Genomic DNA, 21,452 nt, shown 5'->3' on the forward strand with positions numbered 1-21,452 from the left:
ACCAATCAGGACAGGATGCGCGTCGAGTTCGAGGATCCCTACATCCTCATCCACGAAAAGAAGCTGTCGAACCTCCAGGCGATGCTCCCGGTGCTCGAAGCCGTCGTCCAGTCTGGCAAGCCACTTCTGATCATTGCCGAGGACGTCGAAGGCGAAGCACTTGCAACCCTCGTCGTCAACAAGCTGCGCGGCGGCCTGAAGATTGCTGCTGTCAAGGCGCCCGGCTTCGGCGATCGCCGCAAGGCCATGCTCGAAGACATCGCTATCCTCACGGGCGGCACTGTCATCTCGGAAGATGTCGGCATCAAGCTCGAAAACGTCACGCTCAATATGCTCGGACGTGCCAAGAAGGTGGCGATCGAAAAGGAAAATACCACGATCATCGATGGCGTCGGTTCGAAGCCGGAAATCGACGGCCGTGTCGCCCAGATTCGCGCCCAGATCGAGGAAACGACCTCGGACTACGACCGAGAAAAGCTGCAGGAACGACTTGCCAAGCTGGCGGGCGGTGTCGCCGTCATCCGCGTCGGCGGCTCGACGGAAGTCGAAGTGAAGGAAAAGAAGGATCGCGTCGACGATGCGCTGCATGCCACTCGCGCTGCCGTAGAGGAAGGCATTCTGCCGGGCGGTGGCGTTGCGCTATTGCGCGCCGTGAAGGCACTCGACAATCTCACCACCGCTAACCAGGACCAGAAGGTCGGCGTCGAGATCGTCCGTCGGGCAATCGAGTCCCCTGTCCGTCAGATTGCCGAGAATGCCGGCGCCGAAGGCTCGGTGATCGTCGGCAAGCTGCGTGAGAAGAGTGAGTTCTCCTATGGCTGGAACGCCCAGACCGGTGAATATGGTGATCTCTATGCCCAGGGCGTCATCGATCCAGCCAAGGTTGTTCGCACCGCCTTGCAAGACGCCGCCTCTGTTGCCGGCCTTCTGGTGACGACGGAAGCGATGATCGCCGAGAAGCCAAAGAAGGAAACTGCGCCTGCTATGCCGGCTGGCGCGGGAATGGACTTCTAAAACGGTAGATGAGGCCCGCCCCTTCGCGGGGCGGGCTGCATGTGGAGCGTTAAATGACGTTGAACCTGCCGTCGAAAGAAGAGGCGCGCCTATGCGCCAGCGTCGTAAAAGATATTGCACGTGTCAAAGGGGTAACGGACGACCCCTCCTCTATCGGAACGCTGACGATAACAGTCGCCAGATTGTTCAACAGCGGCGTGCGAGAGCGCGACGCACTACTGTCAGAGGCGATGAAAATAGCCGGCATACCGGTGGCTCGGAAGGAGCGGTACGCGCTTCTTGATGCGTTCCCGGACATCAACCCAGGTACCATCGATTTATCTATGGAGCCAGAAAATGAGAGAGGACATCAACAACAGTAAACCATGCCACGACGCGGAGGCAGCACTAAGCGCGGCGCATCTGCTTCATCCGGGAAATCATTTCGGTCACCCGCGTGATGTGCTTGCCGTTGACGACATCGGCAACGACGAGAAGCGCGCCATCCTCGCATCTTGGGCGTCCGATATCTTTGCCATCGAGTCCATCCCGGCGCTTCGTCTTTATCCCGGCGCGGATCAAGCCGTGTCCTACGATGAGATCATCGACGCGCTGAAGACGTTGGACAAAGACGAACGTCAATCTGGACAGCAAGAGGCGTCCAGTTCTTTCGACATCCGCAGGACCCACCGCCGCAGATCACAAGCACGCCGGTTTGGCGGCCTGGGCCCGTGCAGCTACCAGAAAGGAGATCACCGCCAACAGCTATTCGAGATCTAGACACTGCAACGAACTGCCGCGTGCCTCTTCCAGGACGCGGGCATGATTTTTACCGACGACTCTTTGCTCAACTGAGGAGGTTTTGCCGATGAAGATCGCTCAGATCGCACCACTCGCCGAGAGCGTTCCGTCCAAATGGGGGAACCGAGCGCATTGTTTCCTATCTCACGGAACACCTTGTCGCCCAAGGCCATGACGTCACACTTTTTGCCAGCGGCGATACCTTCACTAACGCGCGCCTGGTTTCATGCTCGGATGTCGCGCCCAGGCTCAATCCGAATGTCAGGGATCATCTGCCACATCAGGTCGCCATGCTGGAGGAAATCCGCAGGCGGGCGCACGAATTCGATGTGCTTCCCTTCCATATCGATCTCTTGCATTTTCCGCTGATCCGAGACTTTGCCGACCGCACCGTCACGACGTGGCCTGCGGCACACCCGTTCGAGGCGGGTTGATTGCAGCAGTCGAGGCTGGATCGCCAGTCGCGACCGCCGGCCTGAAGCCAGGAGATGTCGTTGCGGCGGTCGACGGCTGACCCGTTCAAGGGGCGGCGGATCTCAGTAACTTCTAAACCCAGCTTACCTTGAGGACCGCGACCTTGCAGAAGAAGGTTAAAGCACGCGTTGCGGGATCGTTAACTGAACGAAGCGATGCGCCTGCATGGCCTTTGAGTGTGTGATGGAACATTTCCGACAACTAGCAGCCCGTCTTGCCAATAGCACATGCGATGGCTGCTGGTGTCGAAAGTCCGCCCAGGCGAGCGATCGTCTCCCTTGTTATCGCGTCAAAACGACTTAACTTCGCACCTCCAACTTCTCATTTCTGAAAAACTTTGGGGATGGATAGAGTGTCTCCACTAGAATTAAACGATAAAATTGCGGCGACCGGAATAGCGCAGATGATTGAGCGCGGACTTTGGGACGACTCGATCCTGGGACCGCCGTCAGAATGGCCCAGTTGTCTGAAGTCGGCTATGGACATCATGCTTCCCTCGCATGCCCAGATCGTCATGTTCTGGGGCGACCAGTATGTGGCTCTTTATAACGATGCCTACGCTCCCACGATTGGCCTGAGGCATCCGCGTGCGTTCGGACGACCGGCAAATGAGAACTGGAGTGAGCTCTGGGATGACCTGGAGCCCTTGTTGGATCGCGTCCTCCATGGCGGCGAGACTGTATCAGCCCGGGATCGTCAATTTTACATCGAGCGACATGGGCATCCGGAAACCGTGTATTTCGATATTTCCTATTCGCCGATCAAAGACGAAACCGGGAACGTCCGCGGCGTATTCTGCATCGTCAGCGAGACGACAGAAAGGGTGCGCTCACAGCAAGCGCTCAAGGAAAGCGAGGAGCGTCTGCGGGCGTTATTCTCCCAGTCCGCCGCAGGTATCGGCCAGACCGACCTCGAAGGCCGAATGACGCTCATCAACCAGCGCTTCTGCGAGATACTAGGCTACGAGAGAGAGGAGCTTGTGGGCATTCGTTTCCAGGATCTGACGTTTCCGGACGACCGTTTGGAAGCTGAACGACTTTTCCGGAACCTCGTCGAAACGGGCGAATCCTTCGACATGGAAAAGAGATGCATGCGGAAGGACGGAAGTATCGTATGGACGGCTGTCTCGGTGTCTGCCCTCGAAGATGAAGATGGCTCAGTTCGGCAGGTCGGCTTCATCGCTTTTGACATCTCCGCGAGAAAGAGCGCTCAGGAAGCGGAGCGACTTCTTGCGTCCATTATCGCTTCCTCAAATGATGCCATCCTCAGTATCGATCTCAACATGACGATCACCAACTGGAATGCCGCAGCCGAAAAGCTCTATGGATACTCTCCTGACGAGGCGGTGGGAAAGTCGGTTCTAATGCTTGTTCCGGAAGAGCGTCGTGACGAGGAGCCGGAAATTATCCGGAAAGTCAGCGCCGGCAGGATCGTGGAGCCTTATGAAACGCAGCGCCGAACGAAGGATGGCCGCCTGGTAGACGTTCAGCTCAGCGTTTCGCCGATCTACGACAGTAATGGAAAAACCATCGGCGCTTCCAAGATGGCCCAGGACATAACGGCCCGAAAGGAGGCCGAGCGTTTGCAAACGGTGCTGACCGGCGAGCTCAATCACCGGGTCAAGAATGCGTTCTCCACTGTAATTGCTATTGCTAGACAAACTTTGGGTCGGGATGGAACAGGTCCGGACCAAGTGACCGCCTTCCAGGATAGGCTCGTATCAATGGCGAAGGCCCACGATCTACTCACGCATCGGGACTGGCAACGCGCTGACTTAGGAGAGTTAGTCAGCCAAGTGCTAGAACCCTATCCGCCGGAACGGTTCGACATTGAGGGCTGCGCGGTACTGTTACCTCAGAAGGCCGTCGTCTCGTTCTCCCTCGCGATCCATGAGCTTGCGACGAACGCGGCCAAATACGGCGCATTGTCCATCCCTCAAGGCAAAGTCTCGATCTCCTGGAGCTTTGAGGAGAACATCGCGAGACTGCGATTCAAATGGGTCGAGCGAGACGGCCCCACGGTGCAATCGCCGACGCGAAAGGGGTTTGGCTCGCTTTTGGTCGAGAGGCTTCTAGCGGCCGAGCTAAACGGCCGCTCGACGATCAGCTACAATCCGGCCGGTGTCATCTGCGAGATCGAGGCGATCTTGGATCCAGATGCCGGATCGTAAAGACGGGGACGGAACAGCGATAGCAAATCGTTCGCAGTCGGATGCCTCACTCCTCCTCCGTCTTGGCCGACAAGGGCCAATTTCCACACATCGTCGGTCGCTGTGGGGATCCTTGAAGCGGGAATTCTTCGGCCTAAGTGTTTTCGTGCCTCTCGTTCATGGGGGATCGCGGACAACACGATCGCTGTCTCCCGGGGGATGAGTGGGAACTCGAAGAACCCATCATGCATTACGCCGAGACTAGAAGCCATCAGGTTACTATGCAGGAAAACGACCAAAAACGAACAGAAGCGCGAGATGCCGGGGAGCGCCTGGTTGCCCGACACGTTCGCGAAGACCCCTTTACAGCTGCCTTCAAGGCCACCCGCATGCCGATGATCGTCACCGACCCGAACCAAGCGGACAATCCGATCATCTTTTGCAATGCCGCGTTCGAAAAGCTGACCGGTTATTCAAGCAGCGAGGCAGTGGGACGCAACTGCCGCTTCCTGCAAGGACCGGAAACGAACCCGGCATCGGTGGCCCGCATTCGCGCGGCGGTCAGCGCCGGATCCGACATCGCCATCGACATCTTGAACTACAAGAAGGATGGCGAGGCGTTCTGGAACGCGTTGTTCCTATCACCGGTCCGAGACGATAACGACAAGATCGTCTACTTCTTCGCCTCCCAGCTCGACTTTACCAATGTGAAATCACGGGAGGCCGATCTCGCCGCCGCACGTCATAATGCAGAAAACGAAGTGGCCGCCCATACCGAGAAACTGGAGGATGCACTCAAAGCCAAATCGCTCCTCGTCCACGAGGTTGATCACCGCGTCAAGAACAACCTCCTGACCATGGCCTCGATCGTGAAGCTCCAGACCCGGATCACCAGAGATGAAGGGCAGAAGCGCGTTTTGAGGTCCGTGCTGAACCGCGTGGAGGCCTTGAGTACGGTTCAAAGAAAACTGTTCACGCTGGAGGACGTCTCACGGTTCGACGTCGCGGACTTCTCAAAGGAACTCGTCACCGACCTTGTCGAAGCTGTCGGACGCAAGGATATCCGACTGATGCTTGATCTGCATCCGCTCCATGTGCCGGCGGTGAAGGCAACGCCGCTGTCGCTGATCGTCAACGAACTCGTCGGCGACGCCGTCCGGAGGGGCTTGAGCGACGGTGGCGGCGACATCCATGTCGTCGTCAAACGGTTGAACGGTCATTTCCTTATCAGGGTGGAGGACACCTCGATACCGGTCGAGGTCGATGCGGACACGGCCGAGATCGGTCGTATTCTTCTCGAAACCTCCGCCAAGCAGATTGACGCGAAGATCGAGAAGAGGATCGACGGGCATCGGACAACCGTCGATGTCACTTTGCTGGTCGACGGATAGGAGAGCGCGCATTGAAGGTTATGATTGTCGAGGACGAGACGCTGCTCGCCATGGAGCTTGAAACAGAGGTTGCGATGGCTGGCCACGAAGTGACCGGCACCGCAATGAACCGCAAACAGGTCGGCGACCTCCTGGAAGCGGATCACCCGGATTTTGCTTTCGTCGATATTCATCTTCAAGACGGTCCAACAGGAATCGACATCGGCCGCGATCTCGCATCCAAAGGCATTCCTTACGTATTCGTCAGCGGTAACATCAAGAAGGTCCCCGCAGATTTCGCAGGCGCCCTCGGTGCCATCGAAAAGCCCTACACGATGAATGGCATGAAGAACGCTCTTGCCTACATCTCAGCGATCATAGCGGGTGGCGAAGACGTCGCTCCGCCCGCGAGCCTTGTGCTGGCCGCAGATATCAGCACTACGGCGTTCCGCGAGCACCTGTAGTCCATCGATTACCCTGGGAAGCTAGCGTAACCGCGGAGGAAAGGTACGATGCAACGACGGCTGAAACTGCTCAATCGAGCGGCCACCTCGTCATAGGCGTGGGCATCGTAGGGGAAGCCGTGTAGAAGGATCGTCGGAACGACACCCGAGGGACCTGACTCGCAATAGGCAATATTCAGGGCACCCGCAGTTACATGTTTCAAAGTTGACGCTTGCGGCATGGTCAAACTTCGAAGATGGTTCGATCAAGCGATGCCCTTGCCGCCGGTGACACCGTAGAACTCACCGTTGATGAAGCTGGCCTCCTGTGAAGCAAGAAGCACAAAGACGGGAGCCGGCTCGACCGGCTGCGCCGGGCGACTGAAGTCGCTGTGCTTACCGAAGTTCTTCACTTTCTCGTCTGGCTGTCCGCCACTTGGCTGCAGCATCGTCCAGTCCAGTCCGGGCGCGACTACATTGGCGCGGATATCCGATTTTAGAGCCTGACCGAAAAAGAGTTGAGTGAAATCAGTCATTTGTGATTCTGTTTGTTTGCTTAGGACGAACGGAGACCACAATGGGTTGGACTGATTTCACCCGTCGGCAATATGCCCGACGCACGAGCCGCTATGCAAGTGATCTGACAGATCGGGAATGGGGATTGATCTCGCCATTCCTACCAGGGCCAAGGCGTTTGGGGAGGCCGCGTAGCACCGATCTTCGCGAGGTCGTGAATGCGCTGCTTTACATTGCTTCGACGGGTTGTCAGTGGCGAATGCTGCCAAAGGACTTACCGTTTACGACTGTTCAGGCCTATTTCTACGAATGGCGAGCGACGGGTTTATGGGGACGGATCAACCATCACCTTGTGATGGAGGCGCGCGAGCTGGAAGGGCGGCAGCTTCATCGCCCAGCCGCGGTAAAGGTCACAATACCGGCTGTAGCGATAGCCATCCGGATAACGGCCGATATATTCGTCCCAGAGAATTTGCAGCGTCACGTGCTTGCGCTTGAGCTCGCGATTCACCTCGGCCCAGTCCGGCTCGGGAGCCCGGCGATGACCCGTCTTCGTCCCGGCCGCCTTGTAGAGCGCCGCTTCCAAAACGGCATCGCTCACGTCGTCGTCCAACGGCCACGAAAGCCCTGCAGCCGTCGCCCGCCGCAGCGTCTCGCGCACCGTTGACGGCGCTGCCCCGACCCGAACCGCAATCGATTTATGGCCCAGTCCTTGCTCGGCCCGATATCTCAGTATCTCGCAGACACGCCGCATCTCCAGTCTCTCCGCAGGCATCCCGTTCCTCCCCATCACCATCGACGGAAGGAACTTCACACCGGCAGAACACCCACGCCACACCCCGTCCGAAGGGGGCGGCATCATCTCGGAACAAGGGGGCGACTAATTCTCGGAACTGGGGGGCGAGATCATTTCGGAATCAGGGGGCGGATTGCCTCGGAATTTGCAGTGGTCTCGAAGTAATGGCGGCGGTGCAGGAAAATTCTCCCGATACAAGAACGCTGGTCTTGACCGGTTACGGGAACATTAGGTCGGCGGTCACAGCCGTCAGGCTCGGTGCAACGAAATTCCTGAGCAAACCAGCCGGCGCGGACGAACCACTTGAGATTCTCGGCGTGGCAAACGAAACAATGTTCCCCTACAGGATGATGAAACCTTGAGGTCAGGCGTCGCCCTTTTGGAGGAAGTGATAACTCACACCGCTGCCTAGCAGCTTATATCCCTAGAACGGGCTGCATCCACCGCATTAGCCTGCTTGTGAACCGCAATGGCGCGTCGGTGACGGCAAGGCAGATGCAGTCCTTGTCCGTTCCCGCTCGAGGTTGATGCATAAGATTGCCATCAGCCATTTCAACATCCCCTCGCCTGAACGTGGAAACCTCGTCGCTGAAGTAACCGTCGAGAACAAGTGTCATTTCCGAGCCCTTATGGGAATGTTCAGGAACCGGACGACCCGTCGGAATTTTAAGTAGACGCACAGTGGTTGTGCTATCTTCGGTTGGGATAATCATTTGGGCCGCCCCTAGCCCGAGACGGCGCCACTTCAGGCCGCCAGCCTTGCTTATGTAAGACCTCAACGGCTCCGGGAAAGTCGGGTCGGCTGTCGTATAATTCTTTATCGGCAAAACCGCCTCGATTTCGCCGGCCGCGATCCGGGCTCGAATCGCCTGCCAGCTCTCCGGCAAGTCTTCTTCATCCGCGTCTTCACATTGAAGAAAGTAGCCACCAACGCTATCAAGCATGTCGATCTTCGTGCGGCACGCCGGGCAAAGTGCGAGGTGGGTGGCAACGGCAACGCTCCAACCCTCCGCCAAAGTGCCGGCGGAATAATCAACGAGCATGTCGTCATCCAGATGGTGTTTGATCATTTTTCCTCCTCCTGAAGGGCCATCCGCAGTTTCTCGCATGCAACCCGTATCCTCGTTTTTACCGTTCCAAGTGGGAGGTTAAGTTTCTGTGCTATACGTGGATGCGTCAGACCATCGAAGAACGACATCCGAAGAACGTCTGAATATTTGTCTTCCATCGCCAGCATCGCCCGTCGCAAACGCTGCGCTTCCTGCAGGCGCTCGATCGAGACGTCCGCTGACTCGATCTCGCCTGGCACGAAAGCAGGATCATTCATATCAAACTCGGCATGAGTGCCTTTTCGCACGGCATCGACCATGAGGTTGCGAGCGATCGTGAAGATCCATGTGGATGCGTGTGCTTTCGATGGATCAAACAGAGCGGCCTTTTGCCAGACCCGCATCATCGCTTCTTGGGTGAGCTCCTCGGCTAAAACGCGATTGCCCCTGGACAGTCGGACCATGTACGACCGCACACGGGGACGAAAATGCCTGTAAAGAATTTCAAACGCGTCGACATCGCGCGCGTCTGCTACTGCGGCCATCAACCAATTGATCCGCGCCGTATCAGACTTTAGTCCTTCTTCCTTCAACACTCCGACCTTTCGTTCCGACTGCGATGAACGCCAAGCAGTTGACCATACACAGGTCTCTCGACGAAAACGGGTCGGAGCGACAGTTCCATGTTCATGAACAGATATACGACGAGGAAGCGCAGTAGATCAAAATGAACTGCAGATCGCCGCGCCCCGTGGTCGCCTTCCTTGTTTGCCGGCGCCTGTTTCAGTCCGTTTCGGACAAAAGGAGTCGCGCGACTTGCTTTTTCCCTTAATCTGAGAGGCAGCGTTCCCCGTAGGATGCAGCAAAAAGAGCGCTACGTCCTATCGGAAAAAATTCCAGCGGGGCTGGTGATGCCGGACTGACGCCCGGAAGAGCACTGCGCTCGCATTCGACGCCCAGCTCGGGGCTGATCTAATTTCGAGGTGATCGTAATGAAGTGATTGCCCGCAAGCTGGCCCATCTTCGACGAGAAATCGACACCGCCATAGGCAATCAGGATCTCAGTTTCACTGATACCACCGGGATAAAGAATGATGTGGCCAGGTGCTGGATGGCTGGTATGGTTCTCATAATTCACGCCAAACTGGTGATCGCCCAACGGGATCCATACATCCTCGCCTGACCAGCGCACATGCACGATCTTCCCGCTGAACGGCATCTGTTTGAGGAACGCTTCGCAGGTCTTCGGCGCCTTGTCGGTTTCAAGCTTTGCGTGGAAGGTGAAAGGTCCAGCGGTGATTTTGAGGTTCATTTTCATATCTCTCTATGCCTGGCCGCGAATTCCAACGGAGCGCGTGGTCCCGGAGCGGTACCTGCCCTGCCCTTTGTTGCCGACCAGAACGCCATCCTCGACCATGACAGCACCCGCAACGATCGTTGTCACCGGCCAACCGGTCACGTCCATGCCTTCGTAAGGAGAGTAATCGGAGCCGTCGTGGAGATCGGCGTGCCGGATCGTGCGCTTGGCCTCGGGATCCCAAATCGTGATGTCAGCATCTGCGCCGATCGCAATCGAGCCCTTCTGTGGATAAAGGCCATAGGTCTTTGCATGATTGGTCGAAGTCAGGGCCACAAATCGTGTGAGATCGATACGCCCCTTCATCACCCCTTCCGAGAAAAGGATCGGAAGTCTGGTCTCGACGCCCGGAATTCCGTTTGGGATATGCCGGAAGTTGACAGAGCCCTTCGGATTGAGCTTGCCCTGCGGGTCATCATAACGAAACGGGCAATGATCCGACGAAAAGAGATCGAATACGCCAGTCTCAATCCCCCGCCAGCAATCTGCCTGAGCGACCTCATCTCTTGGAGGCGGCGAGCAGACCATCTTGGCGCCTTCCCAATCCATGCCTTCAAGGTCCTTTGCCGTCAGCATTAGATATTGCGGGCAAGTTTCCCCAATCACCTTTACGCCTCGGGCGCGCGCCCTTGCAATCTCGTCCATGGCTTCGCCATTGGATACGTGGACGATGACGATCGGCACATCGACGACCTCGGCCAGCGAGAGCGCTCGATGTGTCGCCTCACGCTCGACGGCAATCGGACGCGTCGATGCATGAGCCCGGGGTGCAACATCGCCGGCAAGCTGGTGCTTTTCGATCAGGAACCGGATCGCATCCTCGTTTTCGCAATGCACCATGACGGTGGCCCCGGTCTCGCGCGAAACGTCCAGCACCTTGAGGATTTCAGCATCGTTCAGGCGCAAACCCTCGTAGGTCATGAAGACCTTGAGGGACGTGTATCCATCGGCAACAAGCGCCGGCAGTTCCTGGCCGAGAACCGATGCAGTCGGGTCCGAAATGATCATATGAAAGCTGATATCCGTATAGCATTCGCCGTCGGCAAGAGCGTGGTAGGCTGTCAGGGCTTGTCGCATGGACTGTCCCCTCTCTTGCAGGCAAAACGGCATGATCGTCGTATTGCCCCCGAATAGAGCGGAGAGCGTGCCGCTCTCGAAATCATCCGCCATGACGATCCCTTCGCCGGAAGGTTGGGAAATATGCACATGACTATCGATTCCGCCGGGCAGCACGAACCTGCCTGAAGCATCGATACAGCGCTTGCTGCCCGCGAGGTTTTGGCCGATCTGAACGATCCTGCCATCCTTGATGGCAACGTCGGCTGCAAAGACGTCGGCCGCGGTCGCGATCGTGCCATTGGCAATAATCAAGTCGAATTCGCTCATTTTCTGTTACTCGCCCGGATTTCGTTGGCAGCACGGGCGGCGTCAACGACGGCCGCCCCGGTCTTTCGGCTATGATCAAGCATCAGCAGGCCTGCAAGGTTAGCATCCGCGTTCACGATCGCTTCGAATATAGCCTGGTGTTCGGCGACTGACTCTTTCCAGCGCTGTTCCGAGATCAGTGTCTCATGGCGATTATGGACCGATTGCTTCGTCAACGTCATGTGGGTGTTTGACAAGGCGGGATTGCCCGCAAGATCGACAATCAGAGCGTGAAGCTTCTGGTTAGCCTTGAAATAGCTCTTTTGGTTTCGTTTCGCGTACGCCTCGCCCATCTGATTGTGCAGCCGCTCGATTTCGGTCAACGCCTTGGGCGTCAGCTTCGAAACGGCGATTTCCATGGCATGCCTTTCGAGAGCGCCAAGCACATCAAACACATCGAACAGTTCCTCAGCCGAAAACTGACGGACTCTCGCCCCGCGACCCGGCAACAATTCCAGCAGCCCCTCTGAGGCAAGCAGCTTCACCGCCTCGCGCATGGGCGTGCGCGATACCCCGATTGCCTGGGCAAGGGCGACTTCGTTCAGCCGCTCGCCAGCCGGAAGATCGCCACGACTGACCATTTCGCGAAGTTTGTCGACCACGTGATGATGGAGGGACGCACGCTTTATAGCGACCGCATAGGGTATGGGCGAAGGCGCATCATCCTCGTCATCCATGACTGTTTCCTCCAACGTTCTCATGCTTATTCATCTCACTGATATCGAACTGCCTAGTCGCCAATCAAGCGTTTCACATGCTTAAAAATCGAGCATTTTGACCACGTTGAAAGCACGAGTATAATTACATAAATAATGCACTTCGTAAAGATATATAATATTATCAAGTAATTAGAAATTGGCATACCACTTGCAAGGGCTACTACGTCCGCCACATTAGCAGAAGGTGCCGCCTCCATGGCCATACGCAAATCCGCGATCGCTCGCGCGCAAGCCTACCGCTCCCATACGTCACTCTGGATTCCAGCGGCCTTATCGCTCGGTCTGCTCCATGGCATTGCCCATGCCGAAACCCCGAAGGATGTTCTGATCGAGGTCGCGGAACACGGCCCGAACTCCCTCGACGCCATGGCGCCCGCTGCAAACGAATTCGCGCAGATGGCATCCTGGCAGCTTTACGATCGCCTGATCACGCACGGCACGAAGACCCTTCCCGATGGCAAGGTCATGTATGATGCCACCAAAATCGAGCCGGAGCTTGCCAAAAGCTGGGAAATCCAGGATGGCGGCAAGACACTGATCTTCCATCTGCGCGAAGACGCGACTTTCCATGATGGTTCCCCCGTTACGGCTGATGACGTCAAATGGTCCTTCGACCGCGCTGTTTCGGTCGGCGGCTTTCCAACGGTTCAGATGGCAGCCGGCTCCCTGACCGATCCGAAGCAATTCTCCGTCGTTGATGCCCATACCTTCAAGATTACACTGCCCGTCGCCGACAAGCTGACCCTGCCGGATCTGGCTGTCCCCGTTCCCTATGTCGTCAACAAGAAGCTTGCCCTGCGGCATGCGACGACCGACGATCCCTGGGCACTGAAGTGGACGTCGTTGAATGATGCCGGTGGCGGACCTTTCAAGGTCGGCAGCTGGAAAAGCGGCGACAGGATCGTTTTCGACCGCTTCGACAACTGGAAGTCCGGCCCGACGCCGGCCCTGAAGCGTGTTGTGCTGCGCGAGATCGCATCTCCGGGTACCCGCCGCGCCCTGCTTGAAAAAGGCGACGTCGATGTCTCGGTCGGGCTGCCTCCAAAGGACTATGCCGAGCTTGCAGCCGCAGGAAAGGTCAACGTCATCGGCACGCTTATGCAGAACGAGCAGTTCAACGTCGACCTCAACGTGACCATGAAGCCGTTCGACGACAAGCGGGTGCGCCAGGCGATTGCCTACGCCCTTCCCTACGACAGCATCATGAAGCAGGCGCTCTACGAGCGGGGCGAACCGCTCTTCGGCGCCGATCCGTCGGCCCCCTATGCGCCGAAATGGCCGGTGGCGTCGAAATACAACACCGACCTCGACAAGGCCAAGGCGCTTCTGAAGGACGCCGGCTATGCCGACGGCTTCAAGACCGACCTCTACATCGACATGAGCCAGACGACTGTTCAGGAGCCGATGGCCCTGCTCATTCAGGAGCAGCTCAAGAAAATCGGTATCAGCATCGAAATCCACAAGGTGCCGGGATCCGAATGGTTCGCCAAGATGGGCTCGAAGAGCATGCCCATGGACATCAACTACTTCTACGGCTGGCTCGACTATCCGGAGTACTTCTACTTCTGGACCTACGACGGCAAGAACAACAGCGTGTTCAACACCGCCAACTATTCGAACCCGGAGCTGGACAAGCTGATCGAACAAGCGCGCTTCGAAAGCGATCCGACTGCCTATGATGCGATCATCACAAAGATGAACGGGATCGCCATGGACGATGTGCCGCGTGTCCCGGTCGCCCACCTCTACTCTGACATCGCGATGCAGAAGAACGTGAAGGGCTATGTGTACTGGTTCCATACGCATCTCGACCTGAAGTCGATCTCGAAAGACTAGAACGTAACGAGGGGGCCGGATCCCGGTTCGGCTCCCCGGGCTAAATCCCGGATCGACCAGGCGCCCAAGCGCGTGCGGAGATTGACTCTTGAAGATAATACTCAGTTTTGCAAAGCGAATTGCAACGGCGGTTCCAAGCATCGTCGGCGTTGTGATCGTGACCTTTCTGCTGGCACGCGCATTGCCGGGCGATCCAGCGGCCTATTATGCGGGATCCTCGGCAACACCGGAAAGCATAGCGCAGATCCGCACGGCACTCGGACTGGACAGGCCTCTCTGGTTTCAGTTTGGCGACTACGTCAGCCGCGTGCTGCACGGCGACCTTGGGATGTCGCTATCGAGTGGCCAGCCTGTATTCCAGGACCTCGTAACGCGGCTTCCCGCTTCGATCGAACTGACGCTCTGTGCACTTATCTTCGCAATGCTCATCGGCTTGCCGCTTGGCATAGCCGCTGCAACAAGACCCGGAAAGATGATCGATCACCTCTGTCGCATCATTGTCTCCGTTGGCGCAGCCTTCCCGACCTTTTTCGTTGCGCTTGGCCTCGTCTATGTCTTCTATTTCAGACTTGGCATCGCACCCGAACCGCTCGGCCGCCTGAACGACACCTATTTTACGGTGCCCCCGACCATTACCGGGCTTTATCTCATCGATGCGCTGCTTGCGGGCGACATTTCCGCCTTCTGCGCATCCCTTTCTCAACTGGTGCTGCCTTCGATCTCGCTTGGGCTGTTCGCACTGGCACCGATTGCACGTATTGCCCGCGCCTCAATGCTGGCCTCGCTCTCGAGCGATTTCTGCCGCACCGCACGTGCGATGGGCCTCTCGCGCACAAAGGTGGTCTATGGATACGGCCTGCGCAATGCCATGCTTCCTGTCATCAACATTCTTGGGATGGTCTTTTCCTTTCTGCTCGGCGCCAACGTGCTCGTCGAACAGGTCTTCGCGTGGCCGGGCATCGGTGCCTATGCAGTCAATGCAGTCATCACCTCGGATTACGCCGCAGTCCAAGGCTTCGTGCTGATGATGGCCATCCTTTACATTCTGCTTAATCTGGTGGTCGACCTCGCGGCCGCTGCAATCGATCCGAGGGTTCGCTATGATGGTTGACGCAGTTTCTCCGAACGCCCATTCCAGCACCTTCTGGCGTGATGCCCGCCACATGGCCGCTGAAAACAAGCTGACGCTGGCAGCGGCGATTACCCTGTTGCTCTTCGTCGTCATTTCGATCCTGGCTCCGTGGCTCATTCCGTATGATCCATTGGCCGTCGACACATCCGCGGCGCTGAAGCCACCAACCCTGACGCACCTGTTCGGCACGGACGCGCTCGGCCGTGATATCCTCAGCCGCGTCGCCATCGCCACGCGACTTGATATCGGGATGGCAATCGGCGCCGTTGCACTCTCCTTCATCATCGGAACGGGGACAGGGGCAATCGCCGGCTACTTCGGCGGCTGGACCGACGCGATCATCGGACGCGTTATGGACACGATCATGGCGTTCCCGCTGTTTGTCCTGGCCATGGGCATCGTCGCTGCACTCGGTAACAGTGTCGGGAACATCGTACTGGCAACCGCGATCATCAATCTGCCTTTTTACTCGCGCTTCGCGCGCAGCGAGGTCAACGTCCGGCGCGATATGACATTCGTCGAAGCGGCCCGTATGGGTGGCAACCGCTCGTTCCGGCTGCTGACCTTTCACATCGTGCCGAACATCCTGCCGACGATGATGGTTCAGGGCTCCCTCAATCTCGGCTGGGCGATCCTGAACGCTGCAGGCCTGTCCTTCATCGGCCTCGGCGTGCGCCCGCCGACACCCGAATGGGGGATCATGGTGTCTGAAGGGGCGTCCTACATCTTCTCGGGCGAGTGGTGGACTTTTGTTTTTCCGGGCGCGGCGCTCGTCATCACGGTCTTCTGCTTCAACCTCATCGGTGATGGTCTCAGAGATATCATCGATCCAAGGAGGCGCACATGACCGTCCCTTTGCTTTCCGTCAAAAACCTCAGTGTCAACTTCAAGACCCGATCCGGGACGGTCAAAGTCCTCGACGACGTCAGCTTCTCTCTCGGCAAGGGCGAAGTGCTCGGCATCGTGGGTGAAAGCGGTTCCGGGAAATCCGTGCTTTCCTATGCGCTGATGGGACTTCTCGACGACAATGCCGAAATGAAGGCCGATGCCATCGAATTCGGCGGTATCGACCTTGCCGGACCGAACTCGCCGCTTGCGTCCATCCGGGGTCGCGAACTGTCGATGATCTTCCAGAGCCCGCGCACGGCCCTCAATCCGATCATGAAGGTTGGCAGGCAAATCGAGGACGTGTTGAGGCGACACGGGCCCGTTGCCCGCTCGAATGCCCGGGCTGCGGCCATCGCTGCGCTGGAAAAAGTGCGCATCCCCGACCCGGAAAGACGCTACAACGCCTATCCTTTCGAACTCTCAGGCGGAATGTGTCAGCGGGTGATGATCGCGATGGCACTATCCTGTTCGCCATCCCTTCTTATCGCAGATGAGCCGACAACGGGCCTCGATGTCACAACCCAGGCCGTCGTCATGGATCTCATGCGCAATCTTGTCCGAGAGAGCAGGATGTCCTCGATCCTGATCACACACGATCTGGCTCTCGCTGGAGAATATTGTGACCGCATCGTTGTCATGCATGCAGGCCACATGGTTGAGATGGCACCCGCCGATGAGCTTCGGGCACATTTTGCGCACCCCTACACACGAGGGCTTTTTGCCGCCACTCCAACTGCTCATACCGAGCTTCAGGACCTGTCTTCGATCCCAGGCAATCTTCCCGACCTCAGGCGCGACCTCTCCTCCTGCCGGTTTCTCCATCGCTGCGACAGGCGCCAGGCCGATTGCGAGACGGAGAATGTCGCACTCACGCCGCTGGGCAATGATCACTCCGTCCGCTGCAGGCACCCGTTATGACAGTTACCCGTGCTCCCCTGATACAGGTTCGCGGCCTTTCGAAGCGCTATCCCGTCGGGACACTGCGGCGCAAGATGCTGCACGCGGTCGACGAGGTCGATCTGACGATCGGCGAAGGCGAATGCATCGGTCTGGTCGGTGAATCCGGATGCGGGAAGTCGACCCTCGCTCGCGTGCTGGCTCGTCTGGTCGATCCGACTGCGGGCAAGATCGAGCTGTCCGGCGTCGAAATCGGTACGATCTCCGCAAAGAGCTTTGGTGGCTCGTCGCTCAGGCGCGATATTCAGGTTGTCTTCCAGGATCCAACCGAGAGCCTCAATCCCGGCTTCACGGTATTCCAAGCCATTGCTGATCCTCTGAAACAGCTTGTGGGCGGTTCAAGGGCGGCAATCACGGACTTGGTGCTTGCGGCCCTTGACGATGTCGGTCTTCCGCGGGAGTACGGCAGTCGTTATCCGCATCAGCTGTCGGGTGGTCAGAAAGCACGCGTCGGTATCGCACGGGCCATAGCAGTCAAGCCCAAGCTGCTTGTGCTGGATGAGCCGACCTCGGCTCTGGATGTGTCGGTGCAGTCGCTAATCCTGCACCTTCTCGCCAAGCTGCAGAAGCAACGCGGCATGAGCTATCTGTTTGTTTCGCACGACCTCAATGTCGTGCGCCTGCTCTGCGACAAGATCGCGGTGATGTATCTCGGCCGCATTGTCGAGTTTGGTCCGTCCAAGTCGGTCTTCCATGAACCCCGGCACCCCTATACCCGCGCACTCATTGATGCGATCCCTGACGCGGAGCGTAAGAATGCCGATCGAACCAAGCTCGAAGGCTCCGCATCGAGCCCTATCGATCCCGATAGAAACGCCTGCCGCTTCGCGGGCCGGTGCCCTGTAGAACTGCCCATATGCACCAAGGCAATGCCGCCTCTGACATCCCACGGGAACGGCAGCCTTGTCGCGTGTCATCGCGCGACCGAAGGAAATCCCTGATGCCCCGCATACTGCTCTTTAATCCCAACACCTCGACAGAAGTCACTGACCTCCTCGTTCGCGTTGCGAAACCCTTCCTGTCTCCGGGATCTACGCTCATCCCGGTTACGGCTCCGCGGGGCGTGCCCTATATTGCCACACGGGCTGAAGCCGCGATCGCGTCCAGCATCGTCCTCGATGTCCTTGCCGAGCGAGATGGCAGTTTTGATATCGCGATCATCGCTGCCTTTGGCGATCCTGGCCTTGGCGGTGCCCGAGAGCTGATGTCCGTTCCGGTCATCGGTCTTGCGGAGGCAGCGATGCTCAGCGCCTGTATGCTTGGCCAACGCTTCTCGATTGTTTCCTTTTCGCGGGCACTAGGCCCCTGGTTCCGCGAATGCGCTGCGATGCACGGGCTTCTGGAAAGACTGGCAAGCATCAGGTTGCTCGACGGACCATTTGCATCCCTCGCCAATGTACAGGACGAAAAGGAAGAGCTTCTGATCGACCTGTCGCGAAAAGCTATCGACGAAGATGGCGCCGACGTCATCATTCTCGCGGGTGCCCCTTTGGCGGGTCTTGCGTCACGTGTGCGCGAACGCGTTTCCGTCCCCGTCGTAGAATCCGTCATCGCGGCGATAAAGCAGGCAGAATTGCTGGCCGCGCTCAATCCGAAAAAGGCATCCGCCGGCACCTTCAGGCGGCCCGATCCAAAGGCATCACTCGGCCTCTCTCCCGCGCTCGAGCGGCTGCTGGCGGAGCCGGTCGCGATAGCGCCATGATGAATATTTCCCCAGAAGGAGGCTTTCATGCTCATCGATGAATATCCAACCATGTCGGCCCGTCATATCGCCGAACAGGTCGCGTCCGGAGCGCTCTCCGCACGCGCCGTCCTCGATGCTGCCTTTGCGGCGCTCGACAAGGTCGAGCCGATCATTCACGCCTTTGCGACGTTGGCGCGTGAAGAAGCTTATAAAGCCGCTGACGCGTTGGACCAACGGATCGCACGTGGCGAACCGGCCGGCCCGCTGGCCGGTGTGCCTGTCGCCATCAAGGACCTTGTTCTGACGAAGGGTCTCAGAACGACATTCGGCTCCAACCTCTATGCCGACTATATTCCTGATGAAGATGACATCGTTGTCGAGCGGTTGAAGGCGGCCGATGCGATCATCCTCGGTAAGACGAATGTTTCCGAATTCGGCTTCGGTGCTCACGGCAACAATCTCCTGTTCCCGGCCACAGGCAACCCGTGGAACACGGATCGCTCCCCAGGCGGTTCGAGCGCAGGATCTGCCGCAGCCGTTGCAGCCGGCGTGTGCCCGATCGCAATCGGCAGCGACGGTGGTGGCTCCGTCCGGCTACCGGCCGCCCTTTCGGGGCTTGTCGGTGTCAAGGCTGCCATGGGCCGTGTTCCGCTGTGGCCTGGATGCCGGGATATTTCGCTTCCCGGTGTCTCTGGCTGGGAATCGATCGAGCATATCGGCCCGATCGCGCGCGATGTGGCGGATGCGGCCCTGATGCTATCTGTCATCGCCGGTCCCGATCCGCGTGATCGCTGGTCGATCCCTTGCGCGGACCTTTCATGGACCGATATTGCCCCGCTGCCCCGCGGCGCCAGGGTTCTCTACTGGCCGACATGGCATGACCAGACAATCGAGCAAGGCCTTAAGGACGCAACAGACAAGGCCGTTTCTCTGCTGGCTGAAGCATGCGGTCTTCAACTGACCGTCGGGGCTCCGCCCGAAATCGATGTGCATGCGACATTCAGGGCAATGGTGGCGTTGGAGACCGACCTCACGGGGATGCGTAGGCTGCTTTCAGACCAACCGGTACCGGTCTCGAAGGCCGTGACCGCTCTTCTGGCGGAGTCACGCCCATTCGAGGACGCGACGGACGCGATCACCGCGCGCAAGGCCTTTGTCGACGAAATTGCCAAGGTCATGAGCCATTACGATTTCATCCTGACGCCAACTCTTTCGGTCACCGCTTTCGCTAAAGACCAGGATGGCCCGTCGAATATCGATGGCAAAGCCATCGCACCCTACGAATGGTGTCCGTTCACATCACCTTTCAATCTGACAGGACAGCCGGCGGCCAGCGTGCCATGCGGCCTGGTCGATGGCTTGCCCATCGGATTGCAAATCGTTGGCCCGCATCTCGGTGATGCCAAGGTGTTGTCCGCAGCCTTAGCCTTTGAGGCTGTTTTACCGAAGCTCGGCCGGCCACCCATCCATGCTTGACCCATCTCATCTTCAGGAAACGTCAGTGAACCCGCTCCGCATCGGAATGCTCACCCCTTCATCCAACACGGTACTCGAACCGGTCACCACGCAGATGCTCAAAGACCTGCCTGACGTGACTGCGCATTTTTCGAGGTTCCGGGTTACGGCAATCGGCCTGGATGCCGCACTGCTGAACCAGTTTGACGACCGCCCGATGATGACGGCGGCGGAATTGCTTGCGGACGCGAAAGTCGATGTGGTCGTCTGGAACGGCACAAGCGCCGGCTGGCTGGGTCTGGATAGCGATCGTCGGCTGTGCGAACGCATCACGCAGGTGACCGGCATCAAGGCATCAACTTCGGTACTCGCGCTGTTCGACGTCATGCGTAAAAGAAACGAACATCGGATCGGTCTGGCTACCCCCTACACGTCTGATGTTCAGGCAGCAATCATCAAGTCATTTGCGAGTGAGGGTGTCGAGGTCATCTGTGAGCGGCATCAGGGCATCAGGGACAACTTCAGCTTCAGCCAGGTGAGGCCCGAGACGATTGCAGAGATGATTGCCGACCTCGCGCCTGCGAGGCCAAATTCAGTCGCCATTTTCTGCACCAATCTCGCGGGAGCACCTCTCGTTAATCAATTGGAGGCGGCTCACGGTATCGCGATCCATGACAGCGTCGCGACATCGATTTACGGTGCACTTGCAGCGCTCGACTATGATCTCAAGCGAGTGCAAGGTTTCGGGAGAATGTTCTCCGGAGCCTCGTAACAGCCATATGAATCCGATCGCGAGGAAGTTCGCGCGATCCTTTGTTGGCAGTGATGATTTAAAAGTAAGCGTTCGGCTATCGCGGCCTTGATTTAGCTCTAGAGATCCCATCAGGGGTGAGTAGCGGCCTGCACGGTGGCAGAGTGAGGTCGCTTCTGTAACGGGCTTTAGCGAGTCAATCCCTTTTGAGCCTAATCCCTCGCCGAGTGCTTGCTTCTGTCCGCAGTCGACGCGGGGTCGCTGCTTTATGGGGTCTGCTGAGGACCGGTTGGCCAATCTAGAAACGCGCAGTCCACTGGGGCTGCTTACCTCACTGCGGCCTAACCCATCCATCGTCCCGGCGAAGGGACCTTGCTCCGGGGGGCTGATGGTATGGCCCGCCCGAAAGCCTGTGTTGTTACATCCTTCCTCCTCCGGCCATGGCTGGCGCTGCCTTGCGAGGAAGGAAGTTGGTTCCGTCCCTGAGCATGCGGTGCAACACCACCGCCAGCTTGCGGGCCAGTGCAACGCGCGCCTTTCTGGGTCCCGCCCGTCTTGCGACACCGCCAGCGCCCAAGTCTTAAGATCCGAGCCTTTGACCGGCCGGGTCAGGATGACGTTGGCCGCCTCGTAGAGCGCGGTTCGCACACCCACATC

At 58.0% G+C, this 21,452-nt stretch carries 20 protein-coding genes and 5 pseudogenes; 17 read left to right on the top strand and 8 right to left on the bottom strand.

All coding sequences use genetic code 11. The annotated features are described in order from the left end of the window. From groEL to EV561_RS34855, 7 genes and pseudogenes are all read left to right on the top strand, one after another. On the top strand, positions 1–1,014 hold a 1,014-nt coding region (gene groEL, locus EV561_RS34825), incomplete at its 5' end, for a chaperonin GroEL (RefSeq protein ID WP_132528437.1). Between the two features lie 53 nt (positions 1,015–1,067). Further along, positions 1,068–1,376: a hypothetical protein gene (locus EV561_RS34830; protein WP_245513220.1), complete on the top strand. Its 309-nt coding sequence runs from the start codon at positions 1,068–1,070 to the stop codon at positions 1,374–1,376. Beyond that, complete coding sequence (locus tag EV561_RS34835; RefSeq protein ID WP_132528438.1) at positions 1,351–1,773, top strand: hypothetical protein; 423 nt, start codon at positions 1,351–1,353, stop codon at positions 1,771–1,773. Before EV561_RS34830 ends, EV561_RS34835 begins: the two co-directional genes overlap by 26 nt. Before the next feature lie 88 nt (positions 1,774–1,861). Further along, positions 1,862–2,195: pseudogene (locus tag EV561_RS34840) on the top strand (glycosyltransferase); the annotation flags it as partial. Between the two features lie 551 nt (positions 2,196–2,746). After that, positions 2,747–4,438 (top strand): PAS domain S-box protein, encoded by a 1,692-nt coding sequence (locus tag EV561_RS34845; RefSeq protein ID WP_348633769.1) that lies wholly within the window; start codon positions 2,747–2,749, stop codon positions 4,436–4,438. Positions 4,439–4,698: 260 nt separating this feature from the next. After that, positions 4,699–5,808 (top strand): PAS domain-containing protein, encoded by a 1,110-nt coding sequence (locus EV561_RS34850; RefSeq protein ID WP_132528456.1) that lies wholly within the window; start codon positions 4,699–4,701, stop codon positions 5,806–5,808. Between the two features lie 11 nt (positions 5,809–5,819). Beyond that, complete coding sequence (locus EV561_RS34855) at positions 5,820–6,251, top strand: response regulator (RefSeq protein ID WP_132528440.1); 432 nt, start codon at positions 5,820–5,822, stop codon at positions 6,249–6,251. A gap of 245 nt (positions 6,252–6,496) precedes the next feature. Here the strand turns inward: EV561_RS34855 and EV561_RS34860 are convergent, their stop codons facing one another. Then, positions 6,497–6,766 (bottom strand): SDR family oxidoreductase, encoded by a 270-nt coding sequence (locus tag EV561_RS34860; RefSeq protein WP_132528441.1) that lies wholly within the window; start codon positions 6,764–6,766, stop codon positions 6,497–6,499. Between the two features lie 41 nt (positions 6,767–6,807). Between EV561_RS34860 and EV561_RS34865 the strand changes: the two are divergent. Then, positions 6,808–7,131 (top strand): annotated as a pseudogene (locus tag EV561_RS34865) (transposase); the annotation flags it as partial. Here the strand turns inward: EV561_RS34865 and EV561_RS34870 are convergent. Further along, positions 7,129–7,500, bottom strand: a pseudogene (locus EV561_RS34870) (transposase); the annotation flags it as partial. The pseudogenes EV561_RS34865 and EV561_RS34870 sit on opposite strands and share 3 nt — an antisense overlap. A gap of 179 nt (positions 7,501–7,679) precedes the next feature. Here EV561_RS34870 and EV561_RS38255 point away from each other — a divergent pair. Beyond that, a pseudogene (locus EV561_RS38255) lies at positions 7,680–7,841 on the top strand (response regulator); the annotation flags it as partial. 117 nt (positions 7,842–7,958) lie between these two features. Here the strand turns inward: EV561_RS38255 and EV561_RS34885 are convergent. The 5 genes from EV561_RS34885 to EV561_RS34905 form a co-directional block, all read right to left on the bottom strand. Continuing rightward, the gene (locus EV561_RS34885) at positions 7,959–8,612 is read right to left on the bottom strand and encodes a ChrR family anti-sigma-E factor (protein ID WP_132528444.1); all 654 of its coding nucleotides are present in this window, start codon (positions 8,610–8,612) and stop codon (positions 7,959–7,961) included. Further along, complete coding sequence (locus EV561_RS34890; RefSeq protein ID WP_348633770.1) at positions 8,609–9,187, bottom strand: sigma-70 family RNA polymerase sigma factor; 579 nt, start codon at positions 9,185–9,187, stop codon at positions 8,609–8,611. The genes EV561_RS34885 and EV561_RS34890 overlap by 4 nt, the downstream gene beginning before the upstream one ends. Before the next feature lie 278 nt (positions 9,188–9,465). Further along, positions 9,466–9,903, bottom strand: coding sequence for a DUF3830 family protein (locus EV561_RS34895; protein WP_132528445.1), 438 nt, complete (start codon positions 9,901–9,903; stop codon positions 9,466–9,468). A gap of 12 nt (positions 9,904–9,915) precedes the next feature. After that, entirely contained in the window at positions 9,916–11,334 is a 1,419-nt protein-coding gene (gene hydA, locus EV561_RS34900; protein ID WP_132528446.1) for a dihydropyrimidinase, read from the bottom strand. After that, complete coding sequence (locus EV561_RS34905; RefSeq protein WP_132528447.1) at positions 11,331–12,050, bottom strand: GntR family transcriptional regulator; 720 nt, start codon at positions 12,048–12,050, stop codon at positions 11,331–11,333. The genes hydA and EV561_RS34905 overlap by 4 nt, the downstream gene beginning before the upstream one ends. A gap of 237 nt (positions 12,051–12,287) precedes the next feature. Between EV561_RS34905 and EV561_RS34910 the strand changes: the two genes are divergently transcribed. The 8 genes from EV561_RS34910 (at position 12,288) to EV561_RS34945 (ending at position 20,816) form a co-directional block, all read left to right on the top strand. Next, the gene (locus EV561_RS34910) at positions 12,288–13,928 is read left to right on the top strand and encodes an ABC transporter substrate-binding protein (RefSeq protein ID WP_132528448.1); all 1,641 of its coding nucleotides are present in this window, start codon (positions 12,288–12,290) and stop codon (positions 13,926–13,928) included. 94 nt (positions 13,929–14,022) lie between these two features. Continuing rightward, positions 14,023–15,039: an ABC transporter permease gene (locus EV561_RS34915; RefSeq protein ID WP_165928031.1), complete on the top strand. Its 1,017-nt coding sequence runs from the start codon at positions 14,023–14,025 to the stop codon at positions 15,037–15,039. After that, the gene (locus tag EV561_RS34920; protein WP_245513222.1) at positions 15,029–15,907 is read left to right on the top strand and encodes an ABC transporter permease; all 879 of its coding nucleotides are present in this window, start codon (positions 15,029–15,031) and stop codon (positions 15,905–15,907) included. The genes EV561_RS34915 and EV561_RS34920 overlap by 11 nt, the downstream gene beginning before the upstream one ends. Beyond that, positions 15,904–16,866, top strand: coding sequence for an ABC transporter ATP-binding protein (locus EV561_RS34925; protein WP_132528451.1), 963 nt, complete (start codon positions 15,904–15,906; stop codon positions 16,864–16,866). The genes EV561_RS34920 and EV561_RS34925 overlap by 4 nt, the downstream gene beginning before the upstream one ends. After that, on the top strand, positions 16,863–17,846 hold the full coding sequence (locus tag EV561_RS34930; protein WP_132528452.1) for an ABC transporter ATP-binding protein: 984 nt from the start codon (positions 16,863–16,865) through the stop codon (positions 17,844–17,846). Before EV561_RS34925 ends, EV561_RS34930 begins: the two co-directional genes overlap by 4 nt. Next, a complete protein-coding gene (locus EV561_RS34935) occupies positions 17,846–18,607 on the top strand; it encodes an aspartate/glutamate racemase family protein (RefSeq protein ID WP_132528453.1) in 762 nt (253 codons plus the stop codon). Before EV561_RS34930 ends, EV561_RS34935 begins: the two co-directional genes overlap by 1 nt. Positions 18,608–18,634: 27 nt before the next feature. Beyond that, entirely contained in the window at positions 18,635–20,065 is a 1,431-nt protein-coding gene (locus EV561_RS34940; protein ID WP_132528454.1) for an amidase, read from the top strand. Between the two features lie 25 nt (positions 20,066–20,090). Continuing rightward, a complete protein-coding gene (locus EV561_RS34945) occupies positions 20,091–20,816 on the top strand; it encodes an Asp/Glu/hydantoin racemase (RefSeq protein ID WP_245513224.1) in 726 nt (241 codons plus the stop codon). Between the two features lie 397 nt (positions 20,817–21,213). On the opposite strand, the pseudogene EV561_RS38260 reads toward EV561_RS34945, so the two are convergent. Then, a pseudogene (locus EV561_RS38260) lies at positions 21,214–21,452 on the bottom strand (IS110 family transposase); the annotation flags it as partial.

The organism is Rhizobium sp. BK376, assembly GCF_004341625.1.
Taxonomy (GTDB): Bacteria; Pseudomonadota; Alphaproteobacteria; order Rhizobiales; family Rhizobiaceae; genus Rhizobium.